General features: G+C 73.4%; 16 protein-coding genes and 1 riboswitch. Of the genes, 8 read left to right on the plus strand and 8 right to left on the minus strand.

Features of this window, described 5'->3' with window-relative positions; genetic code table 11:
- Together ACFPFQ_RS30530 and ACFPFQ_RS30535 are read left to right on the plus strand one after the other, a co-directional pair.
- On the plus strand, nt 1-309 hold a 309-nt coding region (locus ACFPFQ_RS30530), incomplete at its 5' end, for an SRPBCC domain-containing protein (protein ID WP_379625001.1).
- 68 nt (nt 310-377) lie between these two features.
- The gene (locus tag ACFPFQ_RS30535; protein WP_379625003.1) at nt 378-1,766 is read left to right on the plus strand and encodes a PLP-dependent aminotransferase family protein; all 1,389 of its coding nucleotides are present in this window, start codon (nt 378-380) and stop codon (nt 1,764-1,766) included.
- Nucleotides 1,767-1,790: 24 nt separating this feature from the next.
- On the opposite strand, the gene gcvP is transcribed toward ACFPFQ_RS30535, so the two are convergent.
- The 3 genes from gcvP to ACFPFQ_RS30550 all read right to left on the minus strand — a co-directional run bounded on the left by gcvP (nt 1,791) and on the right by ACFPFQ_RS30550 (nt 6,286).
- Nucleotides 1,791-4,673, minus strand: coding sequence for an aminomethyl-transferring glycine dehydrogenase (gcvP, locus tag ACFPFQ_RS30540; RefSeq protein WP_379625005.1), 2,883 nt, complete (start codon nt 4,671-4,673; stop codon nt 1,791-1,793).
- Between the two features lie 163 nt (nt 4,674-4,836).
- A riboswitch (glycine riboswitch) is annotated at nt 4,837-4,932 on the minus strand.
- A 101-nt stretch (nt 4,933-5,033) separates the two neighbouring features.
- Nucleotides 5,034-5,891, minus strand: coding sequence for an NAD-dependent epimerase/dehydratase family protein (locus ACFPFQ_RS30545; RefSeq protein WP_379625007.1), 858 nt, complete (start codon nt 5,889-5,891; stop codon nt 5,034-5,036).
- On the minus strand, nt 5,888-6,286 hold the full coding sequence (locus ACFPFQ_RS30550) for a cupin domain-containing protein (protein ID WP_379625009.1): 399 nt from the start codon (nt 6,284-6,286) through the stop codon (nt 5,888-5,890). The genes ACFPFQ_RS30545 and ACFPFQ_RS30550 overlap by 4 nt, the downstream gene beginning before the upstream one ends.
- A gap of 121 nt (nt 6,287-6,407) precedes the next feature.
- Here ACFPFQ_RS30550 and ACFPFQ_RS30555 point away from each other — a divergent pair, with 121 nt between their 5' ends.
- Nucleotides 6,408-6,713 carry a YiaA/YiaB family inner membrane protein gene (locus tag ACFPFQ_RS30555; protein ID WP_379625011.1) on the plus strand — a complete coding sequence of 102 codons (306 nt, stop codon included), beginning with the start codon at nt 6,408-6,410 and terminating at the stop codon, nt 6,711-6,713.
- 103 nt (nt 6,714-6,816) lie between these two features.
- Here ACFPFQ_RS30555 and ACFPFQ_RS30560 read toward each other — a convergent pair whose 3' ends face one another.
- From ACFPFQ_RS30560 to ACFPFQ_RS30580, 5 genes are all read right to left on the minus strand, one after another.
- On the minus strand, nt 6,817-7,395 hold the full coding sequence (locus ACFPFQ_RS30560) for a MerR family transcriptional regulator (protein ID WP_379625013.1): 579 nt from the start codon (nt 7,393-7,395) through the stop codon (nt 6,817-6,819).
- 187 nt (nt 7,396-7,582) lie between these two features.
- Entirely contained in the window at nt 7,583-8,056 is a 474-nt protein-coding gene (locus ACFPFQ_RS30565) for a bifunctional nuclease family protein (protein ID WP_379625015.1), read from the minus strand.
- A 130-nt stretch (nt 8,057-8,186) separates the two neighbouring features.
- Nucleotides 8,187-8,624, minus strand: a complete 438-nt coding sequence (gene garA / locus ACFPFQ_RS30570) for a glycogen accumulation regulator GarA (protein WP_379625016.1) — start codon at nt 8,622-8,624, stop codon at nt 8,187-8,189.
- 107 nt (nt 8,625-8,731) lie between these two features.
- Nucleotides 8,732-9,118, minus strand: a complete 387-nt coding sequence (gene gcvH / locus ACFPFQ_RS30575; protein WP_379625018.1) for a glycine cleavage system protein GcvH — start codon at nt 9,116-9,118, stop codon at nt 8,732-8,734.
- Nucleotides 9,119-9,127: 9 nt separating this feature from the next.
- The gene (locus tag ACFPFQ_RS30580; protein ID WP_379625020.1) at nt 9,128-9,778 is read right to left on the minus strand and encodes a CDP-alcohol phosphatidyltransferase family protein; all 651 of its coding nucleotides are present in this window, start codon (nt 9,776-9,778) and stop codon (nt 9,128-9,130) included.
- 92 nt (nt 9,779-9,870) lie between these two features.
- On the opposite strand from ACFPFQ_RS30580, the gene ACFPFQ_RS30585 reads away from it, so the two are divergent.
- The 5 genes from ACFPFQ_RS30585 (at nt 9,871) to ACFPFQ_RS30605 (ending at nt 15,360) form a co-directional block, all read left to right on the plus strand.
- The gene (locus ACFPFQ_RS30585) at nt 9,871-10,374 is read left to right on the plus strand and encodes an OsmC family protein (protein ID WP_379625022.1); all 504 of its coding nucleotides are present in this window, start codon (nt 9,871-9,873) and stop codon (nt 10,372-10,374) included.
- On the plus strand, nt 10,371-11,945 hold the full coding sequence (locus tag ACFPFQ_RS30590) for an acetolactate synthase large subunit (RefSeq protein ID WP_379625024.1): 1,575 nt from the start codon (nt 10,371-10,373) through the stop codon (nt 11,943-11,945). Before ACFPFQ_RS30585 ends, ACFPFQ_RS30590 begins: the two co-directional genes overlap by 4 nt.
- Before the next feature lie 572 nt (nt 11,946-12,517).
- Nucleotides 12,518-13,402, plus strand: a complete 885-nt coding sequence (locus ACFPFQ_RS30595) for an MEDS domain-containing protein (protein ID WP_379625025.1) — start codon at nt 12,518-12,520, stop codon at nt 13,400-13,402.
- The gene (locus ACFPFQ_RS30600; RefSeq protein WP_379625027.1) at nt 13,399-14,352 is read left to right on the plus strand and encodes an ATP-binding protein; all 954 of its coding nucleotides are present in this window, start codon (nt 13,399-13,401) and stop codon (nt 14,350-14,352) included. Before ACFPFQ_RS30595 ends, ACFPFQ_RS30600 begins: the two co-directional genes overlap by 4 nt.
- Nucleotides 14,353-14,550: 198 nt before the next feature.
- Entirely contained in the window at nt 14,551-15,360 is an 810-nt protein-coding gene (locus ACFPFQ_RS30605) for an AfsR/SARP family transcriptional regulator (protein ID WP_379625029.1), read from the plus strand.
- Nucleotides 15,361-15,406: the final 46 nt, after the last annotated feature.

A 15,406-nucleotide genomic window follows, 5' to 3' on the forward strand; every position in this document is an offset into this window, starting at 1 on the left:
TCCGGCCGCGTCAATCACTCATTGACAGCTGGGGGGCTCACCTTGACAGGCAGCCAGACGGCTGAATGTGTTTCCTGCAGGCGGCTGCTGCAGGTGGTGCTCGAAGCCGACCCCTACCGCCGGCTCGCCTACACGTCCCAGGTGAGCTTCGACCCGGAGCAGGTCGGCGAGCAGATCCGGCTCACCGTCGTCCACGGCGGGTTCGAGCCCGGGAGCACGGTCCTGCAGATGATCAATAACGGCTGGCCGAAGCTGCTCTCCGACCTCAAGACCCTCCTCGAGATCGAGACCACAGCAGCGGCCCGCTGACACCCGGCGGGACCGCGCCGGACCAGCGCACCCGCGGGGGCACTGGAGTGCGCGTAAGGTCCGGATCCATGCCCGTCGGATGGTCCAGTGACGTCGACCTGCACCTCGGGGTCACCGCGCCGATCCGGACGGCGCTCGACCTCTCGACGGCACTGCGTGCCGCCGTCCGCGACGGCAGGCTCGCCGCGGGGGCCACGCTGCCGTCCACGAGGGTCCTCGCAGGCGACCTCGGCCTCGCCAGGGGCACCGTCACCGCCGCCTACGGCCAGCTCGCCGCCGAGGGCTTCCTGGAGGTCCATCAGGGCTCCCCCACGCGCGTCGCCGACGTGGACAGGGTGCGCCCGGAGCCGGTGCCCCCGGCGGGACCACGGCCGGCCTGGCAGATGCGGCACAACCTGATGCCCGGCATGCCCGACGTGTCCGCGTTCCCCCGCGACAGCTGGCTCACCGCCACCCGCCGGGTCCTCGCCACCACGGCGGCCGAGCAGCTCGGCTATCCCCACCCGCTCGGGCACCCCGTGCTGCGCGCCGCGCTCGCCGCCTACCTCGGCCGGGCCCGCGGCGTCCTCGCCGACCCGTCGACCGTGGTCATCGGGCCCGGGTTCTCGGCGCTGCTCACACAGTGGGCCGCGGTGCTGGGCGACCACGGGGTCGACGCCGTCACCTTCGAGGACCCCTCGGTGCCGCACCTGCGCGCCGCCGTCCGCTCCGCGGGACTGACCGTCACCGCCGCCCGGGTCGACGAGGCGGGCGTGCGCACCGAGGACATCGGCTCCCCCGCGGTCGTGCTGACCCCGGCGCACCAGTTCCCGATGGGCGTCACGCTCGCGCCCTCCCGCCGGGGCCGCCTCGCCCGCCAGGCCGGGGCGCAGGACCTGCACGTGCTGGAGGACGACTACGACGGCGAGTTCCGGTTCGACCGCGGCCCCGTCGGTGCGCTGCAGGCGCTCGCCCCGGCCCAGGTGACCTACGCCGGCACCGCCAGCAAGGCGCTCGCGCCCGGGCTGCGGCTGGCCTGGTTGGTGGTGCCGCCGCGGCTGCTGCCCGCGCTGGGCGAGCGGATGGCGCTGCGCAGCACGTCGGTGCCGGTGCTCGACCAGCTCGTGCTGGCCGACCTCATCACGTCCGGGGCCTACGACAAGCACGTCCGGCGGATGCGCAACCGCTACCGCACCCGTCGTGACGCCGTCGTCGCCACCGCGGCAGCGCACGGGTTGGCGCCCGCGGGCATCGCCGCCGGCCTGCACCTGCTGCTGCCCACCGCTGACGGCGGCGAACGGGCGGCCGCAGCCGCGGCCCGCCGGCACGGGCTCGGCATCGACCTGCTCGCGCGCTATCGCCTCGCCCACGACCACCCCGACGGCCTGCTCGTGGGCTACGCGGCACCCGCCGACCACGCCTTCGGGCCTGCCCTCCGCGCGCTCGACGCGGTCCTCGGCGAGGTGAGCCCCCGCTGACGCATCCACCCCGCGGGCGGCTGGTCAGGAGTAGGCCTCCACCGGAGCGCAGCTGCACACCAGGTTGCGGTCGCCGTAGGCCCCGTCGATGCGCCGTACCGGCGGCCACACCTTGCGGTCGTGGACGCCAGGGGTGGCCCCCGTCGGGTAGGCGGCGATCTCGCGCGAATAGGGGTGGTCCCACTTGTCGGTGATGCTGGCCGCGGTGTGCGGGGCGCCGCGCAACGGGTTGTCGTCCACCGGCCACTCCCCCGCCGCGACGCGGTCGATCTCGCCCCTGATGCCGATCATCGCGTCGATGAACCGGTCGATCTCGGCGAGGTCCTCGCTCTCGGTGGGCTCCACCATCAGCGTGCCGGCCACCGGGAACGACATCGTCGGGGCGTGCAGGCCGTAGTCGGCCAGCCGCTTCGCCACGTCGTCGACGGTGACGCCGGACCGCTTGGTGATCTCGCGCAGGTCGAGGATGCACTCGTGGGCGACGTGGCCGCCCGCGCCCGCGTAGAGCACCGGGTAGTGCTCGCCCAGGCGCTGGGCGACGTAGTTGGCGGCCGCGATCGCCGTCAACGTGGCGCGGCGCAGGCCGTCGGTGCCCATCAACCGCAGGTAGGCCCACGGGATGGGCAGCACGCCCGGGCTGCCGTACGGCGCGGCCGAGACGGCGCCGACAACGCCGCGGCCCGGCAGGAACGGTGCGAGGTGCTCGGCGACGGCCACCGGACCGACCCCGGGCCCGCCACCGCCGTGCGGGATGCAGAACGTCTTGTGCAGGTTCAGGTGGCTCACGTCGCCGCCGAACGCACCCGGTCGCGCGACGCCGACCAGCGCGTTCAGGTTGGCGCCGTCGACGTAGACCTGCCCGCCCGCCTCGTGGACGGCGTCGCAGACATCGCGGACCTGGGCCTCGAACACTCCGTGCGTGGACGGGTAGGTGATCATCAGCGCGGCGAGCGCTTCACGGTGCTGCTCGATCTTCGCGCGCAGGTCGCCGAGGTCGACGTCGCCGGTGGGAGCGGTGGCCACCACGACCACCTTCAGCCCCGCCATCACGGCCGACGCGGCGTTCGTGCCGTGCGCGCTGGCCGGGATCAGGCAGATGTCGCGGTGCTCCTCGCCGCGGCTGCGGTGGTAGGCGGCGATGGCGAGCAGCCCGGCGAACTCGCCCTGGCTGCCGGCGTTGGGCTGCAGCGACACCGCGGCGTAGCCGGTGAGCTCGGCGAGCCAGCGCTCCAGGTCGCTGATCAGCTCGAGCATCCCGGCGGCGTCGGCGGGCGGGGCGAACGGGTGCAGGTCGGCGAAGCCGGGCCAGGTGATCGGCTCCATCTCCGCGACGGCGTTGAGCTTCATCGTGCAGGAGCCCAGCGGGATCATCGTGCGGTCCAGCGCCAGGTCGGCGTCGTTGAGCCGGCGCAGCCAGCGCATCAGCGACGTCTCCGAGCGGTGCGCGTGGAACACCGGGTGCGTGAGGTACTCGCCGGTGCGCAGCAGCCCTTCCGGCAGCGCGTCGTCCGTCGCGGCGTCCAGCTCATCGACGTCGGCGCCGGACACCTGGAACGCCGCCCACACGGTCTGCAGGTGCGCGGTGGTGGTGAGCTCGGAGCAGGAGATCCCGAGCGTGTCGGCATCGACGCGGCGCAGCGCGATCCCGGCGGCGTGCGCCGCGTCGGCGATCTGCCCGGCGCGGCCGGGGACACGCGCGGTCACGGTGTCGAAGAACGCGCCGTGCACGACCTCGACGCCGCCTGCCCGCAGCCCGGCGGCCAGCACCGCGGCCATCCGATGGGTGCGCAGCGCGATCGTGCGCAGGCCGTCGGGGCCGTGGTAGACGGCGTAGCACGCCGCGACGACGGCCAGCAGCACCTGCGCGGTGCAGATGTTGCTGGTGGCCTTCTCGCGGCGGATGTGCTGCTCGCGGGTCTGCAGCGCCAGCCGCAGCGCGGGACGGCCGTCGGCGTCGACGGAGGCGCCGACGATGCGTCCGGGCAGCTGGCGCGAGAGCTTCTGCGCCACCGAGAGGTAACCCGCGTGCGGGCCGCCGAACCCCAGCGGCACCCCGAAGCGCTGGGTGGTGCCGACCGCCGCGTCGGCACCGAGCTCACCGGGCGAGGTGAGCAGCGTCAGTGCCAGCAGGTCGGCCGCGACAGCGACCAGTGCGCCCCGCTCGTGCGCCTGCGCGATCAGCGGCGACAGGTCCCGCACAACCCCCGTGGCGCCCGGGTAGGACAGCAGCAGGCCGTAGAACTCGCCCTCGGGCAGGCCGTTCGCGAGGTCGACGACGTCCAGCTCGATGCCCAGGGGCGCGGCGCGGGTCTGCAGGACCTCCAGCGTCTGCGGGAGCGTGTCGGCGTCGACGACGAACCGGGGCGAGGTCGCACGGTTGGCGCGGCGCAGCAGCGTCATCGCCTCCGCGGCGGCCGTGGCCTCGTCCAGCAGCGACGCCCCGGCCACGGGCAGCCCGGTGAGGTCGGCCACGGCGGTCTGGAACGTCAGCAGCGCCTCGAGCCGGCCCTGGCTGATCTCGGGCTGGTAGGGCGTGTACGCCGTGTACCAGGCGGGGTTCTCGATCACGTGCCGGCGGATCACCGGTGGCGTGACCGTACCCGCGTAGCCCTGCCCGATCATCGGCACCGTGATCGTGTTGCGCGCGGCCAGCGCCCGCAGCTCGGCGAGCACCTCGGACTCCGACGCGGCAGGCGGCAGCGTCGACGGGGCCGGGCCGACGTCGCGGATGCTGCCGGGCAGTGCCGCCGCCGCGAGGCCCTCGAGCGACGCGGCACCGACGACGCCCAGCATCGCCTCCAGCTCCCGGCTACCGGGACCGATGTGCCGGTCGGCGAAGGGCGTACCGCGCTGCAGCTCGTGCAGGGACAGCCGCACGGGAGACGGGCTGGCGGAAGAGTCGGACAACGGTGCTCCTCGGGCTCGGGCGGTCGGACGCGCGCGTCACTGCCCTCCCCCTCTGTCACCGCCCGCGATCGGGCACCTGAGAGATTCACCCGCGCCGGAGCGGGCTTTCCCCGTCGGTGGCCGGACCGGTAGCGAGACCGTGCCCGGCGCTTTCCAGAGGCGTCTCGCCCACGCGGTCCCTGTTGCCTGAGAGATTCCGGGGAGGAATTGCTCCTTCGGCGTCCGGAGAGGAGATCCGGAGCTCTCCCGCGCGGGGTCGGCGACTACTGCGGCATCCTACGCCCGCCACTGCCCTCCCGTACCCCGCCGCGCCCGAGACATCGCCCTCACCCGGACAGGGCCCTCACCCGGACAGGGCCCTCACCCGCCCGCTGCGCCGAACCCGGCCCGCCAGGACGGGTACCGCGGCGCCCAGCCCAGGTCGAAGCGGGCGTGGTGGTTGTCGGCGCCCCGGGCCCAGCCGGCCCGGCCACTCGCCTGCGGCGGCGGTGGTGCCCCGACCGACCGGGAGAACGCCGGCACCCAGTCGCGAGCCGGAGCCGGCTCGTCGTCGCACACGTTGACGGTGCCGGCCGGCCAGTCCAGCGCCGCCACGGCGGCCGCTGCCGCGTCGTCGACGTGCAACAGGCTCGACACGGCGTCATCGGCCACGATCCGCCCGGCGACCGCGTCAGCGGCGCGCGCCCCGCCCGCGGTGTACCAGCTGCCCGGCCCGTAGAGCAGGCCGTAGCGCAGCAGCACCGCCTCGGGCACCTCCCGCACCGCGTCCTCCAGCGCGGCGACCCCCAGCACCGACGTCTGCCGCGGCTCGGCGGCGGCCACGTCGAGCGGTTCGTCCTCACGGGCCGGTGCCTCCCCCGCGGCGTAGGCCCACGCGATGCTCTGCGCCACCACCCGGCACACATCGGCGGCCAGCGCGGCGTCGACCAGGTTGCGCGTGCCCTCCCGGCGGATCGCCGCGTTGGCCGCGAGATCACCCCCGGCCAGGCTCGTGAGCTGGTGCATCACGACGTCGGGCCGGGCGGCCGTCACCGCCGCCTTGACGGCGTCGCGGTCGAAGACGTCCGCCACCAGCGGCCGCACCCCGGCCGCGCGCAGCCCGTCGACCGCCGCCGGGGAGCGCAGCAGCGCCGAGACGGTGTGCCCGGCCGCGAGCAGCAGCGGCAGCACCCTGCTGCCCACCACCCCCGTCGCCCCGGCCACCAGCACGTGGGTCATCGCGGTGCTCGCAGGTGCTTGCGCTCCTCGAGCTCGGCCGCCTCGACGAAGGTCAGCATCGGCTCCCCCGGCTTGCAGAGCATCACCGCGAGGAACCGGCTGGGACGATCGGACAGGTTGTTGGCGGCCTGGTAGTGGATCACGTCGCCGCCGGGCTCCCAGAACGCCCCACCGGCGGGGATCACCCGCTCCGGCTCGCCCTCCAGCTCGAACACGATCTCGCCCTCGATCACGTACCCGAACACCGGGCCGGAGTGGCGGTGCGGCGCGGCGCCCGGGTCGCCGGGCGGCAGGTCGATCTGCACCGTCATCGCCTCCACGGGATCCAAGACGGTGGGTGTGACGTGGTCGAGCAGCACCGAGAGCTGCGAGCGGGATCCCCGGAAGGTCGTCATGCCTCGAAACTAACCCGCACTGGTCCAGCTACCTGGTCCAGTTCCCGGCCGACCTGCTGATCCAGTTCGGAGCCGTAGTTCCACCGATGCCACGCCGGACCGCGCTCGACAGACTCCTCGCATGACATCGAAGCCCCCGCCGGCGCCCAGCACGGCAGCGTTCCACCTGCAGGCCGTGCTGTCGTTCGCCGTGTCCCTCATGGCGGTCGGCATCGCCATCTGGAACCTGCCGACCGACGTCTGGATCCGCGCGTTCCTCGCGATCGGCGTCCTCTACGTCACGACCTCGTCGTTCACGCTCGCGAAGACCATCCGCGACCGCCAGGAGACGACCACCGTGGTCAACCGGGTGGACCAGGCGCGACTGGACAAGCTGCTCGCCGAGCACGACCCGTTCCGGGTGGACCCGGTCCGCCTGGAGAGCTGATCCCAGCTCGCACACCCGACCACGACCTCGCACACGTTCGCCGGTCCTCGCACGGTGTGGAGGCCCTGCGAGGACCGGCCAGGGTGTGCGAGGTGGCGCGCTCCTAGCTGATCGCGCGGCGGGCTCGGCGGCGCGAGAGCTCGTCCTCGGGCGACTCGTCGACGGAACCACCGTCGGCGCGCTCGACCGGGAAGTCCTTGATGGAGCCGCTGATCTCGCGCATCGCCCCGCTGACCGCGATGCCGAAGACGCCCTGCCCACCGCGGAGCAGGTCGATGACCTCCTCGGGCGACGAGCATTCGTAGACCGTGGTGCCGTCGCTGAACAGCGTGATCCCGGCCAGGTCACGGATGCCGCGCCGGCGCAGGTGCTCGACGGCCACGCGGATGTTCTGCAGGGACACCCCGGCGTCGAGCAGTCGCTTCACGACCTTGAGGACCAGCACGTCCTTGAACGAGTACAGGCGCTGGCTGCCCGAGCCGGCAGCACCACGGATCGACGGGACGACGAGCCCGGTGCGGGCCCAGTAGTCCAACTGCCGGTAGGTGATGCCGACGACCTGGCAGGCCGTGGGTCCCCGGAAGCCGACGAGCTGATCCGGCAGGCCATCGAAGCCGGCGCCCAGAAGTGGGTCCGGGAAGAGCTCACCCTGCTCGGGTGCGCCGGACGGCGGGTCTTCCACCGATCTCCTTCCCGCCGGGGCCGACCGGATGTTCCGGGCCCGGATCCTCCAGGCACGGCCCGCTGTTGTGAACTGACCGTAAGCGGCAGTCAGCGGCGGGTCAACGCGGCGCGCCGCCGACATCACCCGGGAGCGGGCGTGTCGACGGCGCGGAACCCGCTTCCGGGTGGACCTGCGGCGTCCTGGATCAGGGCTGGGCGCCGCGGAAGTCCTCCGGGGAGATCGAGTCGAGGAACTCGCGGAACTTCTCGACCTCGTCCTCCTGCTCATCGGGGATGATCAGGCCGGCCTCGGCCAGCACCCGCTCCTCGGCGTGGATCGGTACCCCGATCCGCAGCGCGAGCGCCACCGAGTCGCTGGGCCGCGCCGACACCTTCAGGCCGCCGTCGAACACGAGCTCGGCGTAGAAGGTGCCTTCGCGCAGATCGGTGATGCGTACCTGCTCCAAGCGGCGTCCCAACCCGGAGATCACGTCCTTGAGCAGGTCGTGGGTCAACGGGCGGGCGGGCTTCACTCCCTGCTGCTCCAGGGCGATCGCGGTGGCCTCCACCGAGCCGATCCAGATCGGCAGGTAGCGGTCGCCGCTGGTCTCCCGCAACAGGAGGATCGGCTGGTTCGCGGGCAGTTCGACCCGGACGCCCACGACGCGCATCTCGCTCATGCGCTCTCCTCCTCCTGACGGTCCTGCTGTAGTCCGACGCTACACGCGACGACCGGCATCCGCGCGCCTCCGGACGGGCGGCGCCGCGTCGCGCTGGGTCGCTGTGGCTGCTCGCCCGGCCCGGGACGGGTCAGCCGCGCGGCCCGGTGAGGAAGACCAACCGGAACTTCCCGATCTGGACCTCATCGCCGCTGACCAGCACCGCAGTGTCCACCGGCTCGCGGTTGACGTAGGTGCCGTTGAGGCTGCCGACGTCGACCACGACGAACTCCCCGGACTCGCCGCGGAACTCGGCGTGGCGCCGGGAGACCGTGACGTCGTCGAGGAAGATGTCGCTGTCGGGGTGGCGACCCGCGCTCGTGGACGCGCGGTCGAGCAGGAAGCGCGAGCCCGCATTGGGGCCGCGCCGGACCACCAGCAGGGCCTGCCCCGCGGGAAGTGCGTCGATGCCGGAGACCGCTTGGCCCTGAGCCGGTTGCTCCACCTCGGAGAGGAAGTCCGCACGGAAGACCGATGTGGTCTCCGGGGAGCGCTCCGGGGGTACGCCGGGCCCGTCGTTCATGGTCACCTCGGGGACTCCTCCTGGAAATATGCCTGGAATGTCACGAGCAGGCAGCGACGGCCTGCTGTGTTCCGTCCAACCTACCGTTGCCCGGTGTGGTGGACACGGGGCGGTCAGTCGCCGGTGAGCTCGCGGTAGGCGGCGGCGTCGAGAAGATCGGCCACGGCGCCCTCGGCACCGTCGGCGAGCTTGATCTCGATCATCCAACCGGCCTCGTACGGGCCCGTGTTGATCAGCTCCGGGTTGTCCTGGAGCGCCTCGTTGACGGCCACGACGCTGCCGGCGACCGGCGCGTAGAGATCGGAGACGGACTTGGTGGACTCGACCTCACCGACGGCCGCGCCCGCGGTGACGGCGTCGCCGACCGCGGGAAGCTGCACGAAGACGACGTCGCCGAGCTGGGACTGGGCGTGGTCGGTGATGCCGATCCGCACCACCCCGTCCGCCAGCTCCCGCACCCACTCGTGGGCCTCGGTGTAGCGCAGCTCCTCTGGGATCACGCGGCGAGCCTAGGGCATGCGCTCCGGGACCTCCGCGACGTCCCCGGCCGGTCGTTCACGGTCCACGGGTGTGCGCATCGCGAGCACGAACTGAGCCAGGTAGAGCGCGCCCGCGTAGAGGTAGAGCACCGCTCCCCAGGCCGCGAACGCGTAGCCCGTCGGCCGGGCGAGGTCGGCGAACCAGCCCGTCTTCGTGCCGCACAGCAGCAGCGGGAACGCGTAGAGCAGCAGGAAGGTGGCGCCCTTGCCGATGTAGGTGACGACGAACGGTCCGTAGCCCCTGGCCCGCAGCACCGGCAGGCAGACCGCGAGCACGAGGTCGCGGGCCACCAGCGCGATCACCGCCCACCACGGCACCACCTCGCGCACGCCGAGCGCGATGAGCGCGGCCAGGATGTAGAGCCGGTCCACGGCGGGGTCGAGCAGCGCCCCCAGGCGGCTGTACTGGTCGAGCAGCCGCGCGAGCTTGCCGTCGGCCCAGTCGGTGATGCCGCCGACCGCCAGCACGACGATGGCCCAGACGTCGCTGAAGAACCCCGCGTCGGGCCGCAGGAGCAGCCACAGGAACAGCGGTACCCCCGCCAGCCGCAGCAGGCTGAGCAGGTTCGGAACGGTCAGGATCCGCCATTCACCGGACGGCGGGGCGGCGGCGTCGGTCACGGCTCGCAGCGTAGTTCCCACAACCCCGTGTTCCCGCAGCCGCCGGTGGGGCCCCGACGTGCGCTTCGCGGGGGATCACCGAAGATGGGCCCATGGACGCATCCGCCCTCAGGCAGCTGCAGGCGCCGCTCAAGGCGCGCTACACCGACGACCCGGGCGCCGCGGTGGTCACGCTCACCGCCGACGGTGAGCTCGACGGCTCCGGCATCGCCTGCCGCGTGCGCACCGCCTCGGCGATCGCCGAGGCGGGCCTGCACCCGGCCACCGGCGGCGACGGCAGCCAGCTCTGCTCGGGCGACATGCTGCTGGAGGCGCTCGTCGCCTGCGCCGGGGTGACGCTGCGCGCCGTCGCCACCGCGCTCGGGCTCGAGGTCGGCGGCTCGGTGCGCGCCGAGGGCGACCTCGACTTCCGCGGGACGCTGGGCGTCGCGAAGGACGCGCCGGTCGGCTTCTCCGACATCCGGCTGACGTTCGCCCTCGACACCACCGCCGACGCCGAGCAGGTCGCCACGTTGATCAAGCTCACCGAGCGCTACTGCGTGGTGCTGCAGACGCTCGTGTCCTCCCCCACCACGAGCGTCGTGGTGTCGGCGTGAACGGCTCGAACGGCGCGCACGCCCTGATCAGCTCGCTCGTCGCGAGCGGCGTCGACGTCTGCTTCGCCAACCCCGGCACGTCCGAGATGCACTTCGTGGCCGCGCTCGACGGCGTGCCGGAGATGCGCGCGGTCCTCACGCTGTTCGAGGGCGTGGCCACCGGCGCCGCCGACGCGTACAACCGGATGGCCGGCAGGCCCGCCGCCACGCTGCTGCACCTGGGCCCCGGGATGGCCAACGGGCTGGCCAACCTGCACAACGCGCGGCGCGCCGACAGCTCGGTCGTCAACGTCGTCGGTGACCACGCCACCTACCACGCCAAGTACGACGCCCCGCTGCAGTCCGACATCGCGGCCGTCGCCGGCTGGGCGTCGGGCTGGCAGCGCCACAGCGGCTCCGCCCACGACGTCGGTGCCGACGCGGCGGCCGCCGTCGCCGCCGCCCGCGCCGGGACGATCGCCACGCTCGTGCTGCCCGCCGACGTCAGCTGGGACAGCACCGACGCCGGCACCGCCGAGCCGGTCACCCCGACCCCGCGGCCCACCGCGCACCCGGACGCGATCACCTCCGCCGCGGAGGCGCTGAGCTCCGGGGAACCGTGCGTGCTGTTCATCGGGGGTGACGCCGCGCTCGCCGACGGGCTGGCCGCCGCCGACCGGATCGCGGCGGCCACCGGGGCGAAGCTGCTGCTGGAGAACTTCCCGACGCGGATGGAGCGCGGCGCGGGCGTCGTGGCCGTCGACCGGCTCGCCTACCTCGTCGACGCCGCGCTGCACCAGCTCTCCGGCGCCGAGCACCTGGTGCTGGTCGGCGCCCGCTCCCCCGTCGCGTTCTTCGCCTACCCCGACAAGCCCGGCGACCTCGTGCCACCGGGGTGCCGGGTCCATGAGGTCGTCGGACGCACGGGGCTCGCCGCCGCGGCACTGGAGGAGCTCGCCGACCTGCTCGCGCCGGAGACGCAGCCGCGCCTGGCCCCGGCCGCGCGCCCGGAGCTGCCCACCGGCCCGCTGACCGTCGAGACGGCCACCGCCGTGGTCGGCGCGCTGCTGCCGGAGGGCGCCATCGTGATCGACGAGTCGTTGACCTCCGGGGCGGGACTCCCGGCGGCGACGGCCGGGGCGCCGCGCCACGACCTGCTCTGCGCCACCGGCGGGGCGATCGGCTGGGGTCTGCCCGCCGCCGTCGGCGCGGCCGTGGCCTGCCCGGACCGGCCGGTGTGGTGCCTGCAGGCCGACGGCAGCGCGATGTACACGATCTCCGCGCTGTGGACTCACGCCCGCGAGAACCTCGACATCACCACGGTCCTCTACAACAACAGCGCCTACGCGATCCTGCGCCTGGAACTGCTGCAGGTGGGTGCGGCCGGGTTCGTCACCAACGACGGCAAGGCGGCCCGCGCGCTGCTGGACCTGGGCGGGCCGCAGTTGGACTTCGTGTCGATCGCCACCGGCATGGGTGTGCCCGCCGTGCGGGTGGACACCGCGGAGGCGTTCGCCGACGCGCTGCGCACCGCGGCGGCCGAGCCCGGCCCGCACCTCATCGAGGCGATGGTGCCGGCGCTGGTGCCCTGATCGGGGTTTCCGGGCGGGCAGGGGCCGTGGGAGCGCCACACGGTTCCCGGTGGCTGCGACCTGGCCGGGGTACGCAGCCACAAGGTTCCATGTGGCTGCCGGCGAGGTGCGGCTCGCAGCCACACGGTTCCATGAGGCGCTCCGGAAGCCAGGCCGGGCAGCCACAAGGTTCCATGAAGCAGCCACCCGGCGGCCACACACAGCCACCAGGTTCCATGAGCCCCCCCAACCAGGCCCCGTGACCTGCCCCGCACCTGCACGAGCAGGTGCAATGGCTCCCGATCCGATCCCTGCACGAGCGCCTGCACGGGAAGCGACCGGATCGGAAGTGGTAACCACGTCCGTGCACCTGCACGGTCACCGTTCGTCGCGAGGCGATGCCGATTCAGCGACCAGTCCCCCTCCCACCCCGCCTGGGGGGCCGGTTCGCCGACGTACAGTGTCGCCAGGGTGACGCTGCGTCCCGGACGGGCCGGGGAACGGTCGCCGCCAGAGCTCTGTACCGGGAGGTCTGGCGCGGGCAGCGTCGACGACCATGCCGGGCACGTGCCGGCGTCCCGCGGGGTGGACGAATGACACGAACGGTCGAGGGGTTCTCCTCTCTCGACCACGCCTGTGCCGTTCCGGTCAGCGACGAGCAGCTGTGGGAGATGACGGCGCGCTTCGTCGCCGACGGGCTGGCCGCGGGCGAGCAGGTCGTGTACTTCGACGACGGCACCGTCGAGGCCGTCCTCGACCGCCTGTCCGACGACCGCGTCGACATCGGCGGGCCGATCGACGGCCACCAGCTGGAGATCGTCCCGCCCGAGGCCACGCGCACCGCGCTGCGCAGCACCACCGGCCAGGTGCGCGAGATCGTCGCGGGCACCATCGACGGAGCGCTGCAGCGCGGGTTCAGCGGTGTCCGCATGACCGGGCAGCTCAGCTACGCGCTCGAGCGCCGCGGCGGCGTCTCGCTGGCCGAGTACGACGCTGCCATGGCCGAGGCGATCCTCGGCAAGCCCGCGTCGGTGCTGTGCTTCTACGATCGGCGCCGCTTCCCCGAGCACGACATCGAGGAGCTGCGCGCCCAGCACCACACGGAGGTGGCCGTGCACGCGATCTACGACGACACCATGCTGCGGATCACGAGCACCGGGCCGGGCGGGGCCCGGCTGGCGGGCGAGATCGACCACAGCAACCGCCAGCGCATCCGGCGCCTGCTCGACACCACGCTCGACCACGCGCTGCGCTCGCACTCCGCGCCCACCGACATCACGCTCGACCTGTCGTCGCTGCGCTTCCTCGACGTCGCCGGCGCGGTCAGCCTCGTGCACGCCGCCGAGGAGTTCCCCAGCACCCACCGGCTGGTCCTCACCGGCGTGCGGCCCCGGGTCGTGCGGGTGCTCGACCGCTGCGGGGCACCCTTCGCCGCCCAGCTGGAGATGCACAGCCGCGTCGACGGACCGTCCGCGTGAAGGTCGAGACCACCCGCACGGCCGTCGCGGTCCGGCTCCAGCACAGCGCCGCCTTCCACTCGTCGGTCGGTCACCTGCACCAGCAGCTGATCCCGCTCGTGCGCTCCGGCCTGGAGCGCGGTGGGCCCGTGGCCGTCGCGCTCAGCCCGGACACGGAGGCGGCGCTGCTGGCCGAGCTCGGCCAGCCTGCCGGGCTCATCGTGCTGGCCCGCCCGCACGGTCCCGACGCCGGTTCGGGGCAGACGGTCGCGGCACTGCGGGCTCGGGAGCTGCGGGAGCTGACCGCCGCCGCCGGCCCGGCCACCGTGATCAGCGAGCACTGGAACGCGCTCGACGGTGCCGACGGCGGTTTCTGGACCGAGTTCGACGCCGCGCTCAACATCGCGCTGGCGGATCTCGCGATCGACCTCACCTGCTTCTTCCCGGAGATGCCGCTGCACCAGGCCATCCTCGACGGCGCCCGGCGCAACCACCCCCACCTGCTGCTCGACGGCAGGCTGCACCACAACCCCGACCACCGCCCGCCCCGTGAGGTGCTCGCCGAGCTCCCCGCGGCGGCACCGATGCTGCTCGGAGCACCCGAGCTGCAGGTCACGTTCGGGGCGTGGCAGCTCGGCGAGGTGCGCACGGCCGTCGAGAGCGTCCTGCTGGCGTCGGACTACGGCGCGGCCAGGGCCGAGGACGTCGTGCTCGCCGTCAACGAGATCGCCACCAACGCCGTCGAGCACGGGGCGGGCGAGGCGCGGATGTTCGTGTGGGCCGGCGCCGACGGCTTCGTCTGCGAGGTGCACGACACGGGGATCCTGCGCGATCCGCTGCCGGGTCTGCAGGCCCCGCACCCGTCCGATCCGCGCGGCCGAGGCGTCTGGATCGCCCGGCAGCTGTGTGATTCCCTGCACGTCTGGACGGATGGGAGGGGCACCCACGTGCGGATGTACGCCGCACGGTGAGTAGGATGTGCACCGAACGTCACCCGGACGGCCGCTTCAGGGCTGGAAACTGTGACGCACATGCCCCTTGGCAAGCCGCCCCTCACGGAGAACACTTCTCCGCGGACTCGGCGCCACGAGGCTGCAGGCGAGTCAACTTACGGGCACGATCACAATCTTGGGACAACCATGTCTGACGATCAGCGACGATCCCCCGCGATGCACGTCACCGTCCTCGGCTCCTTCACGCTGAGCACCGACGGCAACCCCGTCGCGCTGGGAGTCGACGCCCGTAGGCTGGTCGCCTATCTGGCGATCCACCCGCGATCGCAGGATCGGGGTGCGCTGGCACTCGACCTGTGGCCCGGCGTTCCGCAGGCCGCCGCGCTGCGGCTGCTCACCGAGGCCATCGAGGCGATCGGCGTACCCGGTCTGCTGGCCGACGCGCACACCGACGGCCGGCTGAGCCTGTCGGGCGAGGTCACCGTCGACCTCGCCGCGGCCATGGCGCTGATCCGGGCCCTGCCCGAGATCCCGGCCAACACCGACCCCGAGATCTCCCCGCTCGCCGCCGACATCCTCCCCGGCTGGACCGCCGCGTGGATCGTCGTGGAGCGCGAGCGGTTCCGCCAGCTCCGCCTGCACGCCATCGAGGAGCGCAGCCTGCGGCTCACCGCCGCGGAGCGCTTCGAGGAGGCCGCCGCGATGGCGCAGCGGTCGGTCACCGCCGCCCCGAGCCGCGAGAGCGCCCGCCGCGCCCTCATCGAGGCCCACCTCGCCCAGGGCAACATCGCGGCAGCCGTCGCGGAGTACGACGAGTACCAGGAGCTGCTGCGCTCGAGCGTCGGCGGCCCCGCAGGCTCCGGGCTCGACGGGCTGTTCCCCCCGTCGCCCGTGTGGCCCGTCCTGCGCGCCCGCCGCGCCATGCCGCGCTCCGCGGTGCAGCTGCCCGGCCTGCGCTCGGTGCGCGCGTCCGGCAGCACCCGCCGGCTCGTCGCGGGCGGCTCGCTGCCCGGCCACGGCCGCTGATCACTGCCCGGCCACGGCCGCTGATCACCCCCTTCTGACCGAACGC

The sequence above is a fragment of the Pseudonocardia sp. GCM10023141 genome (assembly GCF_042653605.1).